At 53.2% G+C, this 23,765-nt stretch carries 20 protein-coding genes; 4 read left to right on the forward strand and 16 right to left on the reverse strand.

The genetic code is table 11. From position 1 onward, the window contains the following. Positions 1-114: 114 nt before the first annotated feature. The 9 genes from AB1656_21275 to AB1656_21315 form a co-directional block, all read right to left on the reverse strand. Positions 115-330, reverse strand: coding sequence for a nucleotidyltransferase domain-containing protein (locus AB1656_21275; protein ID MEW6237928.1), 216 nt, complete (start codon positions 328-330; stop codon positions 115-117). Positions 331-373: 43 nt separating this feature from the next. Then, entirely contained in the window at positions 374-2,194 is a 1,821-nt protein-coding gene (locus AB1656_21280; GenBank protein ID MEW6237929.1) for a hypothetical protein, read from the reverse strand. Between the two features lie 67 nt (positions 2,195-2,261). Beyond that, positions 2,262-3,029, reverse strand: a complete 768-nt coding sequence (locus AB1656_21285) for an amidohydrolase family protein (GenBank protein MEW6237930.1) — start codon at positions 3,027-3,029, stop codon at positions 2,262-2,264. Then, on the reverse strand, positions 3,026-3,769 hold the full coding sequence (locus AB1656_21290; GenBank protein MEW6237931.1) for an amidohydrolase family protein: 744 nt from the start codon (positions 3,767-3,769) through the stop codon (positions 3,026-3,028). The genes AB1656_21285 and AB1656_21290 overlap by 4 nt, the downstream gene beginning before the upstream one ends. A gap of 9 nt (positions 3,770-3,778) precedes the next feature. Next, complete coding sequence (locus tag AB1656_21295; GenBank protein MEW6237932.1) at positions 3,779-5,929, reverse strand: dienelactone hydrolase family protein; 2,151 nt, start codon at positions 5,927-5,929, stop codon at positions 3,779-3,781. Beyond that, positions 5,926-8,478: a DUF4861 family protein gene (locus AB1656_21300; GenBank protein ID MEW6237933.1), complete on the reverse strand. Its 2,553-nt coding sequence runs from the start codon at positions 8,476-8,478 to the stop codon at positions 5,926-5,928. Before AB1656_21300 ends, AB1656_21295 begins: the two co-directional genes overlap by 4 nt. A 65-nt stretch (positions 8,479-8,543) precedes the next feature. Continuing rightward, positions 8,544-9,863 carry an aspartate aminotransferase family protein gene (locus AB1656_21305; protein MEW6237934.1) on the reverse strand — a complete coding sequence of 440 codons (1,320 nt, stop codon included), beginning with the start codon at positions 9,861-9,863 and terminating at the stop codon, positions 8,544-8,546. Positions 9,864-9,889: 26 nt separating this feature from the next. Further along, positions 9,890-10,927 carry a Gfo/Idh/MocA family oxidoreductase gene (locus tag AB1656_21310; GenBank protein ID MEW6237935.1) on the reverse strand — a complete coding sequence of 346 codons (1,038 nt, stop codon included), beginning with the start codon at positions 10,925-10,927 and terminating at the stop codon, positions 9,890-9,892. Further along, positions 10,920-12,632, reverse strand: a complete 1,713-nt coding sequence (locus AB1656_21315; protein ID MEW6237936.1) for a hypothetical protein — start codon at positions 12,630-12,632, stop codon at positions 10,920-10,922. The genes AB1656_21310 and AB1656_21315 overlap by 8 nt, the downstream gene beginning before the upstream one ends. A gap of 135 nt (positions 12,633-12,767) precedes the next feature. Here AB1656_21315 and AB1656_21320 point away from each other — a divergent pair, with 135 nt between their 5' ends. From AB1656_21320 to AB1656_21335, 4 genes are all read left to right on the forward strand, one after another. Further along, positions 12,768-15,599 carry an Ig-like domain-containing protein gene (locus tag AB1656_21320; protein ID MEW6237937.1) on the forward strand — a complete coding sequence of 944 codons (2,832 nt, stop codon included), beginning with the start codon at positions 12,768-12,770 and terminating at the stop codon, positions 15,597-15,599. Positions 15,600-15,604: 5 nt separating this feature from the next. After that, entirely contained in the window at positions 15,605-16,702 is a 1,098-nt protein-coding gene (menC, locus tag AB1656_21325) for an o-succinylbenzoate synthase (GenBank protein MEW6237938.1), read from the forward strand. Between the two features lie 412 nt (positions 16,703-17,114). Then, positions 17,115-17,342, forward strand: a complete 228-nt coding sequence (locus AB1656_21330; GenBank protein MEW6237939.1) for a DUF6364 family protein — start codon at positions 17,115-17,117, stop codon at positions 17,340-17,342. Beyond that, complete coding sequence (locus AB1656_21335) at positions 17,342-20,131, forward strand: heparinase II/III family protein (GenBank protein ID MEW6237940.1); 2,790 nt, start codon at positions 17,342-17,344, stop codon at positions 20,129-20,131. The genes AB1656_21330 and AB1656_21335 overlap by 1 nt, the downstream gene beginning before the upstream one ends. Here the strand turns inward: AB1656_21335 and AB1656_21340 are convergent. From AB1656_21340 to AB1656_21370, 7 genes are all read right to left on the reverse strand, one after another. Then, entirely contained in the window at positions 20,128-20,940 is an 813-nt protein-coding gene (locus AB1656_21340; GenBank protein MEW6237941.1) for an alpha/beta fold hydrolase, read from the reverse strand. The genes AB1656_21335 and AB1656_21340 overlap by 4 nt on opposite strands. 41 nt (positions 20,941-20,981) lie before the next feature. Continuing rightward, positions 20,982-21,536: an NPCBM/NEW2 domain-containing protein gene (locus AB1656_21345; GenBank protein ID MEW6237942.1), complete on the reverse strand. Its 555-nt coding sequence runs from the start codon at positions 21,534-21,536 to the stop codon at positions 20,982-20,984. A gap of 23 nt (positions 21,537-21,559) precedes the next feature. Next, positions 21,560-22,189: a hypothetical protein gene (locus tag AB1656_21350; protein ID MEW6237943.1), complete on the reverse strand. Its 630-nt coding sequence runs from the start codon at positions 22,187-22,189 to the stop codon at positions 21,560-21,562. Between the two features lie 65 nt (positions 22,190-22,254). After that, positions 22,255-22,509 carry a type II toxin-antitoxin system RelE/ParE family toxin gene (locus tag AB1656_21355; protein MEW6237944.1) on the reverse strand — a complete coding sequence of 85 codons (255 nt, stop codon included), beginning with the start codon at positions 22,507-22,509 and terminating at the stop codon, positions 22,255-22,257. After that, entirely contained in the window at positions 22,493-22,765 is a 273-nt protein-coding gene (locus AB1656_21360) for a hypothetical protein (protein MEW6237945.1), read from the reverse strand. Before AB1656_21360 ends, AB1656_21355 begins: the two co-directional genes overlap by 17 nt. 246 nt (positions 22,766-23,011) lie before the next feature. Then, positions 23,012-23,323 carry a nucleotidyltransferase domain-containing protein gene (locus tag AB1656_21365; protein MEW6237946.1) on the reverse strand — a complete coding sequence of 104 codons (312 nt, stop codon included), beginning with the start codon at positions 23,321-23,323 and terminating at the stop codon, positions 23,012-23,014. Continuing rightward, the coding region (locus tag AB1656_21370) for a nucleotidyltransferase substrate binding protein (GenBank protein ID MEW6237947.1) at positions 23,310-23,765 on the reverse strand (456 nt) is incomplete at its 5' end. The genes AB1656_21365 and AB1656_21370, both read right to left, overlap by 14 nt.

Consider the following 23,765-nt stretch of genomic DNA (forward strand, 5'->3'; position numbering starts at 1 on the left):
CATCAAGCCCTCAACTTATGTGCAAAGGTTTTGTAGGATACAAGCGGATTCTCTTGCGCATTCCTTGGAAAAATTATATCTTAATATACTTATTTGTCAAGACTTACGCTTATATCAGCAAGCCCTAAATAGGTCCTCGAGATAAAATTTCAAATCCATATAAGCGTCAAACGATTTTTTTTCTAAAACCACAATAAAATCCATATCGCTGTCCCCAACGGCTTCGTTGCGCGCATGGGATCCAAACAAAGCGATTTCACGGACTCCGAATCGTTTGATGTCGTTGCGATGTTCTTTGATTGTTTTTAATATTTCATCGCGCGTAAGCATGATTATGGTTCCTGTTTTTCCTCTATTATATTTGTTTTTTGTTTTATGGTTTATTGAATCGCGAATACTCCCGAATCAAAGCCGCCGCTGTATCATAATCGCCCAGATTATAAGCGGCGTCGAGGCGGGAAAACGCCGCCGCTTCGCTCCAGACGGTTTCCGATTTTTCCCGCAGTGCAGTATCGGAGCGCGTGTCCGGTTTTTGATCTTCCGCCAATCGCCGCTGCGATCGTTTCCGCGCTTCCGTCAGGAAATGGCGATAACGGAATTCGCGGATCAGGTCGAGGATATAGCGGCGCTCGTCGGGGCTGATATTTTGCCGCAGCGCATTGGCCAGGAACGCGGGGAGTTCCGGCGCCCAATCGCCGCCAAGGCGTTCGATTTCGCCGATTAGGCGTTGGTTGATCCGGATAGCTTCGGGCAGCGCTTGTTGTACGTAAAACGCTTGCATCGCGGCCCAGTCGTCCGCGAAATCGCGGTTTTGCGCTTGCGGCGCGATGGCGATGCGATAGGGCGCATCCTCGCCCTTCTGATAATATTCCCAGCGGTCAAAATAGCCGTCGGCGTCGGCGTCGAACATTCGGATTTCGCCCCACGCTTTCTCTTCATCGATATAGCCGACGCGCAGCCACCCCTCGACGGCGCTTTTGAGATGCAGGCGTCGGTCGACGGGGCTGTAATAGATTTCGCGGCGGGTCGACGGCGAGGGCATGAACTCGCGGCGGGAGTTCCATTCTTGCACCGGCCCGCCGGTGTTGTGCATGATGCGGCGGTTCCATGTCCAAAAAACGCCTTCCCAGCGGCGGTCGTATTCGGGATGCGATGGATGACCGATTTGAATCGAGGCGTCCTCGAATTCGCGCCAGGTGAAGCCCGTCTGTTCCGCCGGGTAGGTTTCGGAGACGTAACGCGCCAGGCCATGAGGAATGCAGACGGAGGTTTTGGGAGCGCGGCGCAGCGATTGATAGCGTTTCATGCCGGCAAAGCGATAGGGCAGCTTGCCGGTCATGTTGAATCCCATTTCGTAATGCAGGGGATTCTCTTGGGAACTGAGTCCGTCGATATCGAAACTATAACGGACGTTGACGACGCCCATTTGCTCCATCGCCGGATCGAACTCTCCTTGATAGCGCGCCTGGCTGTTGGCGTAATCGGGATCGGCTGCGGCGGAAAAATCCAATGGGGCGGCGCTGAAGCGGGTAACGATTTCGGATTGGCCATCACCGTCGCTATCATAAAAAGAAAAGGGACATTCCGAGATGGGCAGCCAGGCGTCTTTTTGGGGATGATATTTGTTCATATAAATTTCGTTATCGCCATAAGGATCGCAGCGGAAGAAATCGCCGTGGTATTCGTAATCGGTCGCGTCCCACATCGATCCGTCGCCGTCCAAATCATGGCCGAACCAAGCGCGGCGCAATTCGCCTTTTTCGAAATAGCGGATTTCCATCTCGTCCGCAACTTGATCTCCGTCGGCGTCGATGTAATCCACCATACGGTCGGCAAGGCCGTCGCCGCCGTAATCGGCGATATAACAATCGCTGTCTTTATCGCCTTGAGGATTGTTGGGATCCATATCGCCGTCGTCGTCGAGAATCCAAACGATCATGCTTTGCGGGGATCGGCTGCGCGCGCGGGCTTCGCGGCGGACGATCATTCGGCCATTGGGAGAATAGGAGGAGGTCAGCGTTATTTGTTCCCCTTCCGTCAACTGCTGCGCCCGCGCAAACCACTCTTTCTTCGATAAATCGAGTTTCCCTCCCGCTTCCATTTTCGTTTCCGCTTCCCACCACGGCGGCGGCGCATCGGAAAATAGGGATATGGGAAAAATAAGAAAAGTGACGAATGCGATGAACCGTTTCATTGCGCTCCCCCTAGTTAGTATTAGTCTGGTAGGGTGGGCTCAAAGCGAAGCGTAGCCCACCATTCTCCTAATCCTTGTTTTTATTGAAAAATAAAAGTTGCGCGGCATTGCCGAAGAGAATGCGTTCTTTCTCTTGCTCAGATATTTCCGCCGATAAAATTTTCAGCGGGCCGATGGCGGGATTCTGCAAGGGATTGGCGCTGCCGTGCAATAGGCGATCGGCGCCGATTTGTTGGACAACGTAAGCGATTTCGCGGAACGCCATCATGCCCGAGGTTTCGAGATAAACATTAGGAGCGCGGCGCATAACGTCCAGCGCGCTTTGCAATTCGAAAAGATAATTGATGGATGAGAGAATAAATCGCGTTTGCGGATGCCGCAGAACCAGGGCGCCCATCTTCTGGATATCGAAAGCGGGAAAGCGCCAGCTCGCCATAAGGCGATGCGGCAGCATGACGGGAATCGACGCTTCGGCGCAGAAATCGAGCAGCTCGCAGATATAGGGTTCTTCCAAAGGATCGTAGCTATGATGAAGGGGGAATAATTTAATGATGCAAGCGCCGCTTTCCTGCACGTCGTCGTGAAAGCGCTCCTTTCCCGGCGCGTAAGGAGAATAAGTAAAGACGGGTGCGAAGCGTTGAGGATGGCGCTGGACCAGGCGCAGCGTCTCGGCGTTGCCTGCTTCGACATCGGCGAAAACCGCTTTTAGCGAGCAGATGAAAGCCAGCCCGATTTCATAGCGATCCATGCGGCGCAGCAGCGATTCGGGATTGTTATTGCGCAGCGGCCAGTAGGGCCATTGGCCGTGATAGGCGTTGACGTCGACGATCTTCACGATTCCCTCCGGCGCAAGAGGCGGTCGATGTTGCCGTGCAGGATTAATTGTTGCTGTTCCGGCGCGAGATCGCTTTCCGTTACTTTAGCGATTTGCAAAATCGGATCCAGCAGCGGTGAGTCGGAGCCGAAGAGAATCTTCTCTGCGCCCGCCTTCTCCACGGCGAATTCGATCATGTCATTGTCGAAGGCGGAACTGGCCGTATCGAGATAGATGTTCGGGTATTGTTGGGCAGCGATGGCGGCGCGATGCCAATCGCCGTTGGCTTGAGGACAGTTGCCCATGTGGGCATTGATGAGAATCAACTCGGGATAGCGCCGCGCCAGCGATTCGCATTCCTGCGCGTTAGAATGAGCCAGCACGGGAATCTGCCATTGCGCCGCTTTTTCTAAAATCGGGTACATATAAGGATCGTCGATGAGCAGCAGCGGCGGTGTGGAATAAATTTTCAATCCGCGAAATCCATACTCCTCGACATACCGTTCCAGATCGTTAACGACCTTCGCGCCCATCCTTCCCGAACTGACGGTGAAATAACCCAGCAGGCGGTTTGGGTGAAGGGCGATTTGCTTACGCACATATTCGTTGCCCTCCTCCATGTCGTACGTCAGGGCGGTAAAATCGGTAACCATCATGCGATCGATTCCAGCCTTGTCGGCGGCGTCGATCAGCAAATCGGCGTTGGCGTAGACATGAAACCAATTGGATTTTCCGATATGGACGTGACAATCCGTAATCATCGTTTCGCCTTATTTGTTTTTCAATAAACGATCAAACCACGTATAAATCTCTTCCTTCGCTGTCGGCGTGATATCGTGCGGTCCCGGCTCCAAGCGGCTCATCAAATAGTCTTCCGCGCCATAGAAGCGCCAGATCGTGCGCGTTGAGAGCGTCAATGGATGCGCCGCCGCGCCTTCGGGGAAAATTTCATCGCCCGTCGTTTGGAAATTGAAATAGCCGCGCGGCGCTATCAGCCGGATAACGTCGTCAAAATCCCATGCGGGAAGCCATCCCGCCCGCAGATCGGCGCGCAGGCGGGGCATATAGGAAAACCACTTGTCCCGCGCCCAACGCGAGGGATTCTTTTCGGCTTGGAAAGGAGCGTAGCCGCAACTGGCGGCGGCGGCTTGGATGCGCACGTCGAAAGCGGCGGTGAAGAGCGCTTCCTCGGCGCCCAGCGAATGGCCGATGGCGCCGATGCGTTGGGGATCGGCGTTGGGAATCGTTTGCAAAACATCGATGGCGCGGCGGCCGTCTTGGATCATCTTTCCCAATGCGGAAAGATCGGGGTAACGACGGTAAAAGTCGCGGGTGTCAAACGCTCCCGACGGGCCGATGCGCTCGCCGGCGGCGATGGAGTCTGGCGCGAGTACGACATAGCCTCGGCGCGCCAATTCCGGGCCGAAATGGATGCTGGGCCGCCCACTATGCCCAACGGCTTCTTCTTTTCCGTCCTTGACGGTTTGATGAAAGACGATCATGGCGGGATGTTTGCCATTGCCGTCTTTGGGCGATAAAAGATAAGCGGCAATGGGTTCGTCCGGAGCAACGAGATAACGGATTTTTTTCTCGATATACCCCTCTTCCTCCGACTCGCTCAAAACATCGTAATCGGGTCTCAACGAGGGAGGATCGACCGGCCCGATATCGCGTTGAAGCAGTTTTTTGATATCGCTTCGCGCCGCGTTCCATTCTTCTTGAGATGCAGGCAACTCATGTTTGAAGCGATCTAAATTAGGCCGGGGAGCGAGGTGCTCATCCAGCCAGCCGTAAACCGCTTGGCGAATTTCGCGGGGGAAGGAATGCTCGCCTCTCGCGCTGCGGGCATCCAACGAACCGGCGGCGCCGTAGAGACCATAGACTTCGCGCAATGGATTGAAGACCTCATCGAAATTGTCCGTGTTGGGAAAAATGCGGTCGTCGAGCGTCGACCAATTAAAATAGGGGCGCGGAGCCAGGCAAGCGATGATTTCATGCCAATCGAACGGCGCTTCCTTGATGTCTTGGACGTAATATTCCAAAAGCGGCATCAAGGCCGTGAGCCGGCTCCAACGGTTGGGCGTTGGATCCCGGCGCAGCGTTGTGAAGCCGCAACTAGCGGCGACGGCGGAGATGCGCGGCTCGAAAATCGCGCCGAAGATGGCGCCATAAGCTCCATGCGAATGGCCGATGACGCCGATGCGGCGGATGTCGGCGATGGGCAGCGTTTCTATAAAATCCACGAGGCGCTGAATGTCCCACGACATCTTACCGAGAAAAGACCAATGGGGATGCTTCTGGTAAAAATCATGCGCTCCAGCGTACGGTCCTGCCCCTGCTGGGATGCGCTCGCCGAAGCCGATGGCGTCGGGAACGAGGCATATAGCGCCGCGTTGGACGAGTTCCTGCGCCAGCGCCAGTTCGGGATGGCCCTTGATTCCGCAAGGTTCATCCTTGCCTTGAGCGACGGTTTGATGCAGGACGATCATGACCGGCGCGGGATGGGCGGGCAGTTTTTTGGGGACAAGGAGATAGGCGGGAATCCAATCGTCCGGTTCGCTGGCGATGCGGATATGCTTTCGCGTATAGGATTCCAACTCCTGCTCGCCGAGCCATTCGGAATAAGGCGGCGGCGGTTGCAGGTTAGCCGGTTCGCCCGTCATCGCGCGCAAGGTTTGCAAGATGGCGTCACGCTTGCTTTCCCAATCCTTGATCGAATCGATGGGCGAAGAATGTTCCCCACCGGTTTGAAGCAACGGCAGCAATTCCATGGTTCCACTCTGAGGGGTAATAATATCAGGTTTCTGTGCGTGAGTGATTTCTTGCCATTTTTCCCATTGGAAGCCTTCCCACGCCGAAGCGGAAGGACTGCATTGCCAAACGAAGGCGAATAATACGAGAAAAAGACGAGTATTTTTCATCGCAATTTCACCTCGGCAGCCAGCGCCCGCAACTCGTTGAGCCAATCTCCCGCCGAGGGGCAGCGGTCGAAGCGGCGGCCCCGCAGCCAATCGCATTGAATATGATAGCGCAGCGTTTTTCCCCGCTCCGCTTGGAGGACGGCTTGATTTTCATCTGGCGTGGTTTGGATTCGTAGAAAGCGGTTTTTGGGGAAAACAATTCCCATGCCGATGGTTCCAATGACGGGCGTTTGCGCGCCCCAAACGCCCATGACGCCTGCGCTGGAATCGAAGAGAAGAGCCTCTTGCGGCATTTTCGTCAAACCAATGCCCAACGCGATTTCGTCGCCCTCTTTCCCGCCTTCGATGGTAATGTCAATGGGCGAGTCTTTTCTTCCCGCGTTGGCGAAACAATGAAAACGGATAGTATAAGGATTGTCTTTGGGGCCGGCGCCTTCGGCGAGATGTTCGATGGTTATATGGGTTTCATCTTGGGAAAGCAGCCGCTTCGTAAAAACGATTTCTCCCTTGCCTGCGGGATTGCGCACTGGCCAGGCTTTGCCGTTAATATAAAGCGTCGCTCCGCCGCATCCGGCGGATTCGCCTACGAGCAGCGCGTCGATACCCCATTCGGTTTCGTCGTGATAACTCATGGCGCCGATCGTAGGATAAATCAAACAATCGTTCTTCTTGCCGAAGAAATCGAATTGTCCCCAATAAACGCGATAAGCGATCTTCTCCGATTCCCAACCGATATTGGGAGGAACCCAATCCTGCGCCCAGGCGACGGCGCCTGTGGATATTTTCGTTTGCTCCGGCTTCGCATAATCGTCCACGCCCGTCTTTTCCATCACGCATTGGAGCATGGCTTCGAGATCGCCTTGCGAACGCGCTCGATCGAAGCGCTGCCAAAAGTCTTCGTTTTTATAATATTTTTTCAGTTCGGCGATCAGCCGATCCGCTTTCACGCCATAGCGGTAACTTTGGGTTTCGGGAGAGGCGATAAACTTATCGATCTCATCTTGACTGAAACTTTCAATCCGTCCCCATTGGTTCAAGAGTGAAAGCATCGTTCCCGCCGCTTCTTCATTGGTTGTTTGCAATAATTTGATTAAGTAGTGAACCAACGGCTCCCGCCATTGGTTGCGGCGGCGGGCGAAGCTGGTTGCAGCGTTGACATCCGCCCTATTCCAATCCACTTCCTGAATCAAGGAAGGATCGGAGCGCCAAACGTCTTCCGGCGTTCCGTCGGCGTTGACGTCGATAGACCATTGGTCGATAACGCCGTCGCCGTCCTCATCGATCATCTCGTAACGCATATCCGTGCGGCGGTCGAAATTCATATCCACGTCGATCCAAGACTTATCTGCGCCGCGCAGGTGCAGGCGCCCGTCGGCGGGATGGTAGTAATAGCGCAGCGGGCCGTTGGGTTTCATCGCGAGTTCGTAACGCTTGTTGAAGGCGCCGCAGCTGGGGCCTCCGACTTGCGGGAAATCTTCATTGCCGTTGGCGATGACGCCTTCCCAACGCTCGTTGGCGTCGGCGTATTGTTGTTCGTCCACGTTGCGGTCGTCCTCGTCCCAGGTCAGCATGGCGCGCTCCCAAACGATGGGGCGGGCGAAAGCGGGAGCGGATTCATAACGCAAAAATGGAGCGGTGGGAATGCCTCGAAGCGTATGCCGCTCGGCGAAGCGCTCATCGAACCGCAGATCGGTTTGTCCGCGCTGGCGGCCTTGATTTATCCAGGAAACGCCCGGCGCCCAGGCGGTGATCGAGACGTCGAAGTCGCGCGGTTGATCTCTCGCCGCGTCGTTGTCGGCGTCGAAACTCCAGCGGATGGATTCGACATTATCGTCCACGCCGGACAAGCGCAGAACCTCTTCCGTCACGCCATCGCCGTCACGGTCGTAAAAGAGAAAAGGATTTTCGAAAAAGGGAATCCACTCCTGCCCGGATAAAGGCAGCGCGAAGGCGGCGAACATTTCATCGCCACCGAAATGCGTGCGGTATTGGCAAAGAGTTTGATCGTAAGTATATCCAATGTCATGCCATAAAAGATTGTCGTCGCCGACGTCGCGTCCCCACCAGACGCGCAGAACCGGCTCGTTGAAATATCCCGAGCTGCCGCCATAGAAATACATCGCCATCTCGTCCGCATCGCCGTCGCCGTCTTTGTCGTTATAATCCAACACGGCATCGACCGAACCGTCCGCTTTCCAATCGGCGACGTAGAGATCGCTGTCGATATCGGGTTCATGGCTTGTCAGCAAATCGCCATCCTCGTCGATGGCGCGGACCAGCAGCGGACGATAGCGTTCGGGATGGCGCGAATCGTTATCGATAAACCATACTTCTTCCGGCTGGCCGTCGCCGTCCGCATCCGCATAATGTCGCTCGTCCTTCTTGCCCTGCAATACTTTTTGAACCATCTGGGAATCGAGTTGGACGGCGCCGTCAAAAACTTTTTCGAAAAGTTTTTGCTTATTGGCGCTGTCGTCCTGATCGGATCCAAAAGAAATTGGCGAAAATCCTATTAAAAAGAAGAGCGTAATCCAAATTAAATCCCTCACCCTAACCCTCTCCCAGAGGGCGAGGGAATAGAATTGCGAAACATGAGTTAAAATATTCCTCATCGCTATTTCTCCGATTTTTCGATTTCGGCGAGCGCTTTTCGCAATACGTCCAAGGTGCATTCAACGTCTTCTTCCGTATGAGCGGTGGAGACGAACCACAATCCTTCGGGCGTTGTGCGTACGCCGCGTTTTTGCAGCTCGATCCATAATTTTCGCATGAGTCCCCGGTCGGTTTGCAAAGCGGTGCGATAATCGATCACCGGCCCCGCATCCCGCGGAAGGAAAGAGACGTGGAATACGGGCGGGACGCCCCGCAGTGTGAGCGGCAGCGAGGTGTTGTAAGCCAGCAATTCGATTTCATCCATTAAATTCGCCGCCAATTCGCAGGTTTTCTCCAACAATTCGCCGTCGTTTTCCGACAGCATCGTCAAAGCGGCGAGCGCTCCGGCCATAGCGGGAGGATTGGCGTTATAGGTTCCAGCATGAACGGTTTTCAACTCGCCGAATAACTTCATATACGCTTCGCGGCCCGCTATGGCGCTGACGGCGCCGCCCCCGGCCATCGCTTTAGCGAAAGTCGCCAGATCGGGAATGACGCCGAAATGTTGCTGCGCCCCCCCCAACGACAAACGGAAGCCGGTGATGACTTCGTCGAATATCAATAAACTGCCGTTACGGTTGCAGAGTTGGCGCAAGCCTTCCAGATAGCCGTATTGCGGTTCGATCGCGCCGTAGTTGCACATGAGCGGCTCGGTGATAACGGCGGCAATCTCTTGTCCCCGATCGGTGAATAAATTCTCCACCAAGGACAGATCGTTCCAAGGAAGAACGAACAGATTCGCGCCTGCTTCGGCGGGTTGGCCGAGAGAAGAGGGAAACAGGTTGGGGCGATGGCGCGGCCCGGCTTGATCGAGCGGCGGGGCGTAATTCCAAGCGATATTGTCGAACCAGCCGTGATAGTGGCCTTCGAAGCGGAGAATCATCTTCCGCCCCGTCGCCGCCCGCGCCAGCCGCAGCGCCGCGTGAACCGACTCGGAGCCGGAAGAGCCGAAGCGAACCTGTTCAGCGCAGGGAACCAATTCGCAGATTTTTTCCGCGACTTGAATTTCCAACTCCGTCTGGCCGGCGAACATCAGGCCGCGATCCAATTGGGCTTTGATGGCGTCGATAACCGGCTTTGGCGAATGGCCTAATAAAAGAGGGCCGCGTCCCAAAACGTAATCGATGTATTCGTTGCCGTCGGCGTCCCAAACGCGCGAGCCTTGGCCGCGTTCGTAAAATAAGGGAAACGGCTCCCAATTCGCGCGTACATTGCTGGAAATGCCGCCGGGAATCACGCGCCGGGCGCGTTCGAGCAGTTGTTTCGAACGATCGAATTTCATATTTATTCTCTATTCTGAAAGCCTATTTACAATCGGACTTCTTTTCCTTCGTGGTTCGATTCGTAAGCTGCCAGCGCCGCCGCTACGGCTTGGCGGCCATCCCAACCGGTAATGGATGGTTCGCGATCTTCCCGAATGGCGTCGATGAAATCCTGCAAATGTTTTCCATACGATTCCAATCGCACGGGATCGAGAAAACCTTTGCCTTGCCAGTCGATGGGAGGCTGTTCGGCGATGGTTTCCCACGCCCCTCCGTCGATGGAGGCGCGAGCTTCGCCGTAAGCGTCGATATCCAATAGGCCTTTCTCGCATATAACGCGGTAGGCGAATTGCGACCGGGGAAAGCCGGGTTTGGGAACTTGGAAGGAACATAAGAGATAGACGACGGCGCCGCTGTTCATGGTCAAAATAACGTCGGCGGTTCCTTCCGTGGAGCGGGCGGGATCAAGGCTGCGGCATTTGGCGTATACGGTGGCGATCTCCTGGCCGGAAATCCAGCGGGCGTTGTCGAAATTGTGGATGCCGTGGCCGAAGAGCGTTCCCATATTATCCGCGTCGAATTGCCAGGCAGGCAAATTGGGCATTCCGCCGGGAACCATTTGATAGGAGCGGATTTGTTGTACTTTTCCCAATTTTCCCGAATCCAATAACGCTTTGGCGGAGGCGTTGCAGACGCGATAGCGTTGAGTGAAGGCGATAGTGCATTTTAAATGATTGGAGCGGCAGGCTTCCAACACGGCGTCGCATTCGGCGATTGTGCAGGCCATCGGTTTTTCGATCAGCAGATGCTTGCCCGCTTGCGCCGCCGCCAGCGCTTGTTCGGCGTGTAGATTGTGCGGCGTGGCGATGAAGACGGCGTCGACCTCGCTGGATTGGACGAGATCGCGCCACGAATCGCAATGCTTCATGCCGTAATCCGCCGCTAACACTGGAGCGCGGGAGCCGCCGGACGCGCCAACGAGATGCGCTCCTTTCGTGAACTTGGCGATGGTTTCCGAATAAGTGCGTCCCATGAAGCCGGAACCGAGAATGGCGCAGCCGATGGATTTACCGAAGTTACTCATGAAGGTTCTCCTTTCCTTTATGGCGCGCGACGGCCAAGAATATGCCCCCGATAGTCGTCATGATCCCGCCTACCGCAAAACTTAAAAGCGCTTGCCGCCAAGGCGCCGTAACGAGCAGGACGGCGATTAAAACGCCGCCTAGAGAGGCGATCGACCAACCGATAATTCCGAATGGCGATATCGCCGATCCCGCCGATTCTTGAATTATGGCGTCTTGCGGCGCCGGGGATTCGATGTGCGCGAAGAATTGTTCGATGCGCCCGCGCTGCCGCGCCGAGACGGGGAAGATCAAAGAACCGGCGATCAAGCCCACGATGGTAAAACCTACGGTGAGCGACGTAATTACCTGCTCGCGCCGCAGGAATTCAAGCCCTTCTCTACCTCCCAACCAATAAGCGATCAATCCGGCGGATATTCCCAGCCATAATCCCCAAAGTGATCCCGCATTGGATACTTTGCGGTTGATAAGCCCCAATAACATAGGCAAAGCGATGGGCGGCAAGAACACGCTGAAGAGTTTGACCATCTTTTGGAACAAATCCCCCTCCTGCCGCGCGTTGACGACGTATAACGCGATCCATAACGAAAGCAATCCGATGACCAGCGTGATGATCCTCGCGGCGGCGAGTTGCCTGCGCAGGGAAGCGCGGGGAGAAACGAATCGTTTATACACGTCGTTCGTCAGCACGGCGGCGACCGCGTTGTAATCGCCGGACAACATGGACATGGTGGCGGAGAACATGGCGGCGATCAACATTCCCATCAATCCCAATGGCAGCAGCGCCCGGCATAAAAGCGGATATACGTCGTTGGGTTGATTCAGACCGGGGAGAAATACGCTTGCCGCCATCGCGGGAATAAAAAGCAACGGAGGACTGATAATATTGAGAAACGCAACCATATACCCAACTTTGCGCGCCGCCTTTTCGTCCCTCACGCAATAATACCGCTGAACCAGCGACCATGACGTGCTGAAGTTCAATCCGATGATAACTAGAAAAGCTAGGAGATAGGTCCAATTGTATTTCTCCGTCGTCATGGAAAAAAATCCATCGGGAACGGATTGCCAAAAACCGCTAATTCCTCCCGCCTTCGATAGCGAAAGCGGAACCAGCAGAAGAACCACGGCCAGCAAAATAACGAATTGCACGAAATCCGTAACCATCACCGCCCATAATCCGCCCATGAGGGTATAGGTCAAGACGATCAATCCCGAAAGCCAGATCGCCGGACGCAGCGGGAAATCGAGTCCGGCGGATACCAGCGATCCCAGCGCGAAAAGTTTCAGCCCGCCGTCGATCACTTTGACGGGAGCGCCCAGCCAGGCCAGGCTTTGGCGCATGGAAGAACTATAGCGGTCTTCGATGTATTCCAACGGGCTGGATTCCGCCGCCCGCCGCCAGCGCGAAGCGAAAAAGACGGCGCTGACAATAGCAGCGGGAACGGTTACCCAATAAATCGTTACCGACACCCAGCCGTATTGATAAGCCAGCGCCGAGTAAGCGACGAAGGTGAAGGCGCTGAAACTGCTCATGTAGAATGACGCGCCGGAAATCCACCAAGGAATGCGGCGGCTGCCGCTGAAATAATCCTGCAAGGATCTCATCCGGTTGGAGAAATAGAAGCCGATGCCCAGCATGGAGGCGAAGAAGCCCGCAATGACGGCGTAATCGGCGGCGACGAGGGGAGAGAGTTCGGCGTTCATAAAATTGTTTTAGCATAAATAAAGCTGGATAACTATCCGTAGTAAAAATTCTCCATAAAACTTATTCATCAAAGCTTTATTGCGGCGGCGGCGATGTGGTAGATTGAAGAATAATAAACAAAGCCAAAGGACGCTATGATGAAAACTCTCTCCTATTCCCTCCTCGGAATCGCGCTTACTTATTTATTTGTACCAACAACTCTGGCGGCGGATGAGAAAGAACTGCTTTCGCTCTATCTGGACGTCGTCGAAACCGCCGTGGATTATTTCGAACCGTTATGGGTGGATGAATCTCAACGAATTCCGAACAGCGGATTTTTCGATTTCCGGAAATATAAGAATTGGATGGATGAACCTTACGCCACCATCATCACCATCTCCGGCAACGGCATGGTGCAATTCTGTTATTCCGTTTTGCTGACGGAGACCGATAAGCAAGTATTCGGTCAAAACCAGGTTCCGCGCGCCGTCTTGCTTCAACGCGCCATTCAATCCATTCGCTGGTGCTGTCTCACCAGCGCCTACGTCGAGCATCCCTATCCCTATCTTCCCGGAACCCGCGCCGATTTCGCCGACGGTCCCAACTGGCGGCGAAGATTTTCCTGGCGCGCCGACGAGGTGGGTTGGCTGACGATGGCTTCGGCGAAATTGTGGAATCAGTTGGACGAAGAAACGAAGAAGCTGGTGGAAGCCGTCATGATTGGCGGCGCTCCCCAAGAACGGCTGGTTCAAACCTGGTATCCCAAAGGACAGGGTGGCAACCACGATCAGATCAAGCAGGATCTTTCCAGCACCATGGGTGCGGCGTTTCTTTTTCCCAATCGTCCGGACGCCAAGATGTATTGGGATATTATTGCGGGCAACGGAATTGACGTTGTATCGACGATGCAGGATTTCGCCAATTCCGCTTTGGCCGAAGGCAAACCCATCAGCGAATGGGCTAAGGGCTGGAACCTCTATCCTGATTACTCCAGCGACCATCATGGATGGTGCAATCTATGGTACGGCAGCGATCTGATTTTCGAGGCGCGCTCGTATATTGAAATGCTGAGCGCCATCACCGGCGTTCCCGTTCCCGAAACCTTCCACTACGATGGCGCGGGCTTTAACGGCGTTTTGGAATGGCTGAAGGTCTTATGTCTGCCTGAAGGCGAACCCGCTTCACCGCACGGCAACGAATACGACGCCTATTACGGCGCGGGGCTTTTGGGATATTGTTATGGCTCCGTGATGAAAAAAGACGCTCTCGCCGCCGCGCTGGAATGGAAAGCGGCGCATTTGCTGCAACGGCAAAGCCGCGCCGTGAAAATGTACGATTATCACCGCAATTCCTGGGCGAAAGCGGCGATGGCGTACTTGATGCACAAATATCGCGGCCCCGGCGCCGTCCCTCTATCCGCCAGCGATGCCGATCGAAAATTATTGGGGGCTTATCATTACCGCTGGCTGCAAAACCTTATTCACCGTTCCAACGATAAATGGGCTTCGTTCGCATGGGGTTCAACTTCTTCCACGCGCAACGCCGCGCCGACGTACGGCGGCGGGGGGCTTTGCGGTTTCGTGATCCCAACGCGGCCTGACGAAGAGAATCCCTTACCGCTAGTCTATTGCCATCCGCAATCGTTGATCGGAAAAATCGAAATCGCGGCGGGAGATGGTAAACTCAGAGAATCCGCTCCGCCGGACGCCATTTACAAATATTCCATGAACGACGCTGGATTCCACACGGCGGGATTGGTCCCCGATCCTGCGATGGATCGCTATTACGCTTTTCATTCTTTCGCGGATGGCCCTTGCGTGATGATGACGTTATTTCGAGCGAAAGAAGACTTGCGTCTTACCTGGACTGGCTTGCCTGTCTATTTCTACGTTCGCGATGGCTTTTCTCCCAGCCGCCAATTCTTCTGTTCCCAAGGAGAGCGCGCTCTTGAGCAAGAAGGCGATTACGATAACGCCGCGTGGTGGTGCGTGAACGACGATTTGGGATTGGCGTTCGCCGGGCCGAATCGAAAAATCAAAATTCAACGCTCCGTAGGATTCAACTGGGCCAGGCAGGCTTCCTATAAAGACAAATGCGACGGAGTATTCGTTTCGCCCATTGAGAATCAAGCAATGAAAGCAGGAGAAGAGATGTTTCTGCCGGTGGAAATCTATACGGGGGCATCTCATCAAAGCATCGCCGATGTAAAAAAAGATGGAGAATTGTATCAAGGATTTTCTCTTATGAAGGGATGGCGCAGCCTGGCGGCCCTCGATCCCAACCATCCTGGCAGGCGCTATCTTGCTGTCACTAATTTTTATAGCAGTGGGAATCAAGCCGTTTTTGATTTTCAATTCCCAGAAGGCGCGCCGGTTTTAAACGAGGGAATTATGATTACCGGAAAAACGGGAAAATCTCTCTTCCAATTATCGCCGCTTGAATCCACGGGTGAAATGATCGAACTTTACGTCGAAACGCTGGATGGAAAAACCGTTGCGGCGAAGAGACTTTCCGATAATCGTTACCAATTCCTTTCCTCTGACGGCGGTCAGGCAAAGATTCGCTTGCGTTATCGAGGCGCCGCTATTCGCGCAGCTACCGAACATCCTGTTTATGTTCAATATATTAATGATTGGCCTAACAAATCGAAAGAGTATTTTGATTATACTTTTACCAAAGAAGGAGGCGTTATTTTCGAATTCGATAATGAACGGGATAATATTGCTCCCTTCGTCGAGATAAAAGATATCCAAGCGCGCGAGGATGGACGCGTCGCCGTGACCGTAGACGCGCAGGATCAAAGCGGAATTCAGAGCGTGGAATTGTTCTGCGACGGCCAGAAGGTGGACGCGAAGAATGCGCCGCCTTTTCTTTTCACGCATCGCCCGGGTAAAGGGTATCATACCTATTACGCCGAAGTCATCGATAGTTCCCAAAAACAGAATCGCCGCGCTTCCTTTAAACGCACGGTGCAGACGAATTTCTAGCGCCGATGAACGCCATTACCTTAATTCATCTTGACGTTCCCATGATGGAGCCGTTCCGCATCAGTTCGGGCGAAGTGCGCAGCAAGGAATCCATTCTTGTTCAAATCGAACGCAACGGCGCTACGGCTTTCGGCGAAGCCTCGCCTATGAGCGGCGCATTCTATTCCCGCGAGACGCCCGATTCCAGTTGGAATTTTTTGCGCGAGTCAGCCATTCCGCGCATGATTGCGGAGGGAACTTTCCACCCGGAATTCGTCCTGTGTTCGATGGCTGAAAACGACGACAAATTCGCCTGGGCGGGATTGGAAGGCGCGTTGTGGGATTTGGCGGTTCAAGAAGATGACGTAACCTTTTGCGATCGCTTGGGCGTTCAACCGGCGCCCATCGCTTCCGGCCTGGCCGTGGGAATTTATCCAACCATTAGCGAATTGGTGGAGGCGTGCCGCCGTTATATGAAGGCAGGATACAAGCGGCTCAAAATCAAAATTCAGCCGGGATGGGATATCGAACCCTTGCGCGCAGTACGCGGAGCCTTTCCCAACGTTCCGCTCATGGTCGACGCCAACGCCGCTTATAGCGAGGAACATTTTCCCATATTCGATGAAATCGACAAAATGGGATTATTGATGATCGAGCAACCGCTGGCGGAGAAAAACATCTCCGGAAGCGCCCAGCTGCAATCGCGGCTAGCGACGCCGGTATGCCTGGACGAAAGCGCGTACGATCTCGCCGCCGTGGAACGCGCTCTGCAATGCCGGGCTTGCCGAATCGTGAATATCAAGATTCAACGTGTCGGCGGCCTCTTAGCAGCGAAGCGGATTTACGATCTCTGTGCGGCGCAGGGCGTTCCCAATTGGATGGGAACCATGCCGGAGTTGGGCATAGGCGCGCTCCATGCGCTTTATATGGCGTTGCTGCCGAATTGCTCCTATCCTACGGATGTAGAAGCCAGCCGCCGCTGGTTTGCGGATGACATTATCGATCCGCCAATTGAAGTAGTAGTGGGATGGATTGAAATTCCGGAGGCGCATCGGCGAAGACCTACTGTGAATCGGGATATTGTTGACAAGTATACAATCCGGCGGGTGAGGATTGGGTTTTAACAGGTAGGATGGGTCGCGTTGTATGACCCATCAATAGAATATTTTTACGAAATATCATAACGAAATTGTAAAATAGTAACTCATGGTACGCGCGATTAAAAAGTTGAAGTAGTCAATTAGACTCGCCGTTTCGAATCGCGAAAACACGAAACGAAAAAGAAAAACACGAAAAAAGAAAAAAAAGTTGGCGCATGGGATCGCTTTGTGAAATGCTTTTTTTCCGTGAAATCCAAAAGAATCCGCGATATCCGTGATTTAAAAATTTCGTGGAATTCGAGCCATTTCGTGGTTTCGTGATTCAATAACGCAAAAAAATGAAATCCTTGTTGCTCTTTTGAACGATTCTTCTACTTGGCGTTGTAAACAACGCCGCAAGTTAAAGATCATTGGTTGCGTAACATAAAATAGTAATATGAAAAAGAATTACGATTTTTCCCAATCGAAGAAAAATCCATACGCCAATCGGTTGAAAACGCCGATCACGATACGAATCGATAAGGATGTAATCGAGTATTTTAAAGCGATGGCAAAAGAGAAAGGCATTTCTTGCCAAAGCTTAATTAATTTATATCTTCGCGATTGCGCGGAAACCAAGCGCGCAATGAAAATTAAATGGGGCTTAAAAAGGAAGGAATCATAATGAGCAAATTCGAAGGATATAAAAACGGTTTGTTTTATTGGATTCCGCTGCTGCTAGCTGGATTGTTTTTGTTGCTTTCGATCCGCGTCGGATTGAGCGAGAATCCCCCTCCGCGCAAACAGGCGAATGCGCTCTACACTCCCCAATTGATGCAATTCGCCATCGGCAACGCCAAGAACCACGAATGGGCGAAAGCGATTCAAACGCGCATCGTCGAAAGAGCCAAGCCCTGGCGCGAATGTTCCGACGACGAGTTATGGCAGGCGATGTTCGGCCCGGCGATCACTCGCACGTGGATGGTCTGGTCGGATGGCATCTGCCCTCAATGCAAAAAAGACGTCAAGATGTACAACTGGATCATCGACATTTGGAATCAGCCTTTCAAAGTGCGCTGCCCTCATTGCCAGGCGCTGTTTCCCAAAAACGATTTCGGGAAATTTTACCGTTCCGGCCTGGACGGACGCGGCGTCTTCGATCCCCAAAAGGCGGACCGCTCGCTTCTCTTTAACGAGGAGCATCCCAATCCCAACGATGCGCTATATTCCTTTGGCGTCGACGACGGCGAGGGGTATGTAGATGGAGAAAAGCGCTGGCGCTTCATCGGCTATTACCTGGTGGCGGGGCAGTGGCGGCAAAAGGTGATGGGCGGCCTGCGCAGTTTAAGCCAGGCTTATGTTTCCACCGGCAATCTCGTCTACGCGCATAAGGCGGGGATTCTGTTGGATCGCGTAGCGGACTTGTATCCCGATTTCGATTTCAAATCGCAAGGCCTCGTCTACGAACGCGGCGGCCATCAAGGCTACGTTACCGTCTGGCATGACGCCTGCGAAGAAGCGCGGGAGCTGGCGCAAGCTTACGACCGCGTTTTCGAAGCCATGCGAGAAGACAAGGAACTAGTCTCCTGTCTCGCGCAAAAAGCCGATCAATATAAAATGGAAAACAAAAAGTCTTCGTTCGCGGAAATTCAAGCCAATATCGAAGACAATATCCTGCGCCATACGCTTGCGCATCGCGAGCGGATCGAATCCAACTTTCCCCGCACTCCGGCGGCCTTGGCTACGATCGAAACCGTGCTGGAATGGCCAAACAATCGCGATCGCGTGATCGAGTTGCTTTCCGGTATTTTAAGCGATTCCCTCAAAGAAGACGGCCTCACTGGCGAGAAAGGCTTATCCGGTTATACGACGATTTTCCCGCGCTCCTTCGCCGAGATCATCACGCTCTTCGACCGCTTGGACCCCAACCTGCTGCCCGATCTCTATAAAAAATTCCCCGATTTGTATAAGACATACCGTTTTTACGTCGATACGTGGTGTCTGGAAAAATTTTATCCCCGCATCGGCGATTGCGGCTGGTTCGGTTCGGAAAGCCCCATCTACTGCGGAGTGTCGTTCGCCAAGCCCGCCCAAGACCCGGAGCCTTCCATGTTCGGTTTTCTTTGGCGAATGTACGAGTTGACCCGCGATCCCGCTTTCGTTCAAGTCTTGTATAAAGCGAACGGCTTATCCACGGAGGGCTTGCCTCACGATCTCTGCGCCGATAATCCGCAAAAGTTTCAAGAGCGCGCACAGAAGGTCATTAACGATGTTGGAACCGTCGTCTCTCCCGGCGATGTTCGTTTTGAGGAATGGGGATTGTCCATTCTCCGTTCGGGAAAGAACGAACTGCGCCGCGCCGCCTGGCTGGATCACGACGCGGGCGGACGCCATAGCCATCAAGACGGCTTGAACCTGGGCCTCTTCGCCAAGGGTATGGACCTGCTGCCCGACTTCGGCTATCCCCCCGTCGGTTACGGCGGCTGGAGCGCTCCCAAGGCGGTCTGGTATACGCGCACGGCGGCGCATGACGCCGTTGTCGTCGACGGCAAAAACCAAAGCCCCGGCAAAGGCAAAACCACCCTTTGGGGCGCGGGAAAGAAATTCGACGTTGTCCGCGTTTCCGCGCCGGAAATCATCAAGGGCGAGGTTTACGAACGGACCATCGCCAAGGTGGATATTTCCGAACGCGATTTTTATCTTCTCGATCTTTTCGACGTGAAGGGCGGCCAGGAACACGCTTTCTTCTTATCCTCCAATTTCGCCAAAGTGGAAACGCAAGGATTGAAACTGGAAACGCCTATCGATTACGGCCATGAAACCCAGACGCGGAATTTTCTCGCCGACCTCAAACCCAGCCGCGGCTGGAGCGTCGATTGGAACTTGGAAGACCGCAGCGGCGCCGAGCCGGTCAAGACGAACGTCCATCTGCGCTATACCAGTCTCACCCCTAACGCCGAAGCCGCTTTGGGCGAGTGCTGGATCGATTTTTCCAACACTTTCGGTGGCAAGGAAGAATGGATTCCCCGCTTGATGATTCGGCGGCAGAGCGTCAGCGAAACGCTCTCCTCCCATTTTATCGGCGTTCTTGAACCTTATGAAAACGAATCCAATATCAAGGAGATTTCCAATCCCAGCGAAAACGCCGTCATCGTCGCCCTCGCCGATGGAAGGCGGCAGGGTTTTCTCTTTTCCCATGAAGCGAAGTCCAAAAGCATAACAGCTGGCGATTTTAACTTGGAAAGCGACGCGGATTTCTGCTTCTCGTCGCAAAGAGAGAACAGGATCGAGCATATCGCCATAAGCAATGGGCAATATGCTCGCGGCGGCAAGACGGCGATCAAACTCAAGCGCCAGAATCCGTTTGTAGAAATAGAATTTCAAAACGGAAAAGCCATGATTCTCTCAGGGAATGCGGGTGAAGTTGAATCGGTTGTCGTAGAGGGAAAAGCGATTCCTATTGCGACGCCTTAGCGATTTTTCTTATTCTCGCATTGCGCCAGGTTGTCGGCGATTTGGGAAAAGAAGGTCAGATGATCGAAGGCGTTGTGTTTCCAAGGATTGATTTTCAAGCCGATCTGTTCGCCGTGATCCGCCGGGATCGCGCCAAGGAACTCGCCCCATTTCGCCGACTCGACGGAGACAAGGCCGTCGTTGTCGCCTTCCTGCTCCTGAACAATGCGCCAAGTGAGAGGGCGGGGAAAATTGGACCAAAGATTTTTGGGCGGCGAGATCTTCCCTCCATAGGAAAAATAGCGCACGCGAGGATCGTCCGGCGTCTGGGGATTGAAGGTTTCGTTCAAATATGCGGGAGTCAGTTGCTTCAAGGCGTCCCATCGGTTCTCGGATACGCCTCTCAATAGACTCCGGGCGTCTGGCGCCATGGGCAGATGCTTGCCGATTCCGGCGCCGAAGGAAAAAAGCGCTTTTAGCGATGCGGGAATGCGATCCGCAACCGGCGATCCGCGATGCGGCGATGAAATTGTGGTTACGGAAATTACACGGCTTCCCTGCGCCAACCCGCCGGGCGAGACGAAATAGCGGGCGTCCAATCCGCCCATGCTGTGGCCAATAAGGTGTATCTTCTCTTCCTCGCCGGCTTCGCGGCGGATAGCTTCATGGAGTTGCTGCGTTCGTTCCTCGATGGAGGCGGTGGGATGAATGAGTACGCGGTAGGCGGCGAATCCTTTTTGCTTTAGTTGTTCCACAACGCCGGGAAACATCTCCCACAACAAAAGCCGCCGGTAGCCCAGAAAACCATGAACGAGAAAAATAGGCTGCATATCGGATAGAATTCCCGCGCTGCAAGCATGTCATGTTTATATCATCGGGCGATAAAGCGGGCCATCGCCCAATCAGCGTGAGCGCCTTCCTTAGCGCCGTCATCGGCGGCGATCGCCTTCAACGTCAACGTTCGCCGCCCTCGAATGGGAACATAAACAAGCCGGGGAGGCATCCCCGGTTTCATTATAGGACTTTCGTAAAGTTGGGTTCCGTCGGAAAAAACGGAAAAGACGACGGCGGCGGGGCTGTCGGCGGGAACCTCGGCGTCAATTCCGATTTCCGCCGCGAAATAGGAATACGATTCCGGAACGAATCGCAGGTTTAGTTCAGAATTGGCATGAACGCCCATCCCTTTCGGGTAATACGACTGCCCAATCTGCAGCGTGCGGCCTTGGACGGAAACATCCTTTTGCGGCTCGAACTTTTCGCCAACCAGCAATTCGTATTTCAAATCGGAGAAGAAAATATCTTCCGGCGAATAAGCGTTCCAAACCAAGGCGCCGCACAAGATCGCCAATAATACAATGGAGGCGACGCGCCCCGCCGTCCATTCCTTGCGGAATTCAGTATTCGTTGGAATAGGTTGTTCGTTCATGGGGAGAGATTCGTTTTCCACGGTTATTGATCGGCTTTCTTCTCTTTTTCCGCTTGTTTTTTCACCAGCGAGCGCACTTCATCTAGAAAAGGCTTCAACTCCATGCGGTCGGCGCGCAGGCGCGCGGCCCCCGTTGTTCGCAGACCGTTCTTATCCACGGTGGGGACGGACTGGGCCATATTGGCGAAGAGCAGCATGGCGGGCATGCCATTAGTAACATACTTCGCGTTCTTTTCCTTATCTTCAATAATGGTGAATTTTCCCTGCTGCATCCCTACGGCGCTGGAAAAACCGATTTGGCTTTGGCCGTAGAGAAAAAGTACTGCCTTCTCGCCGACTTTATACTTGACGCCGGGGACGTTGACGGTGATCTTGCCGTCCGTGCCGCCGTATTGCTTCAGCACGAATTGCTCGCCGATTTTGCCCTTGATCCCTTCGGCGATTTTAAAAGTATACCACGTCGCCATCAGCCCGGATTCGGGATCCTTGGCGGATTTAATTTCCGTGCATTCGCCTTGAAAGATTGTCCGGGCGCCTTCCGTGATGGCGTCGAGCGACATCGGTTTGACGCGGTCCGCCCAAGCGCCGTGCGGCGCGGGAGCCAACGCCGTTATGAGTAAGAATCGAAGGATTGCAACCTTAAAATAACGCATTTTAGACTCCAAAAACCAACTTTCGAAATGGCTTTGTTGATCTTAAGAATATCGCGAATTCCATTCTAATAAGCGTTTTTCCTATGAGAAATTTTCACGATTAATATATTAAGTTGTTTATCTGTAATAGAGTAAATAATACGATATTTGTTGACGCGAATCCTATAATAATTTTCCTTTCCCGCCAATTTTACTATTCCATTTGGTCGAGGATTCTGAGAAAGATTTTTAATCGTTTGACGTATTTTTTTTCGATTTTCTTTAGGAATCTTCCTCAAATATTTTAATGCCGATGGATGAATATCAATCTTGTATAGCATCCAATTCGGCCTCTGCTTGTTCCCAAGGAATCCATTCTTCTTTTTTGGTTTGCGCCATGATTTTTCGCGCTTCTTCTAAATCTAGCCGGTCTTCTTCTTGCTCGATCGAAAGTTCCAATAAACGCAATGCTTCAAGCGATATTAATGCGGCCCGATCCTTTCCCTGGTATTCGATAATCACTGGTTCGCCCGCCGCAACGCGACTTAAAGCATCTTCAAAAGAGTGAGGATAGCCATTCGTCGATATCCTGTTCATGGTTTGATCGCTCCAAAAATTTCGTTCTTATTTCTCAGTTCTATTTTACTTTATAATAACTCGAATAATACCCATTAGCGAGTAATTTTTACTCCTCCCATCCATTCATCCTTTTCAATTCCGGCCAGTAGGGGCTTTTGGTGAGTTGTTTTTTAAATTCGGCGAGAAATCTCTCTTTCTTCGGCTTTTCCTTCGGCTAAACCTCGTTAAAGAACTTCCAGGCGTCGTCGCAGCCAATCAATCGCTTTACGGCGTCTGGATGACAACATAATTTTTTTCGATTTCCTGGCGAAAGGATTCGGGAAGACGCGCCCAATCCAGAATATCCACGAGTATGGGCAGACTGCTTTCGGCTAGGGCTTCCCGCAAATCGGCGAGATTCTCTTGCGGGGCGTCGAGGCGGGATGGATTGCGCAAAACGAGATCCAGATCGCTGGCGTCATGCCCTTGGCCGCTGACGCGGCTGCCATAAGCCCAGACTTCGGCATGAGGCGCATGGCGGGAGAGCAGGATTTTGAGTTCTTCCAAGTAGGATGGTTTTAGATCAAGCGCCGGCATGGCTCATCTTCTCCTCTAAGCGCTTGGCGTCCGCAATGAATTCAGGTAAAAGCGTAAGGGTTTCTTCTGCAAATCCTTTTCCATAATCGTGAGCCGTAGTGTTGCGATTGTCGCGGTAATTCAGCCAACGTTCCACTTCCTCAACGCTGAGAATTCCATGTTTAGCTGCATGGCGGAATAAATCTTTAAACATCAGGCTGTCTACGGCCTTGGGAGATGCAAAATAGGGCTTCAACGTTTTACGCAATAATTTCCCGCAAACTTCCAGCGTCAATTCAAAGCCTTTTACGGCGGAATTGCGGAATACTTCGTACTCAATGCTATCCGGTTCATATTGACGCAACAACGCCAAAGCGCTCTCCAGCGTTTGGATGCAACGATTCAAATGTTCAGTATTTATAGGCATTACGGTCTCCGATAGTGCCTTCCAAAAAGCCGCCGT

The organism is Candidatus Omnitrophota bacterium, from assembly GCA_040755155.1.
In the GTDB taxonomy this organism is placed as follows: domain Bacteria; phylum Hinthialibacterota; class Hinthialibacteria; order Hinthialibacterales; family Hinthialibacteraceae; genus JBFMBP01.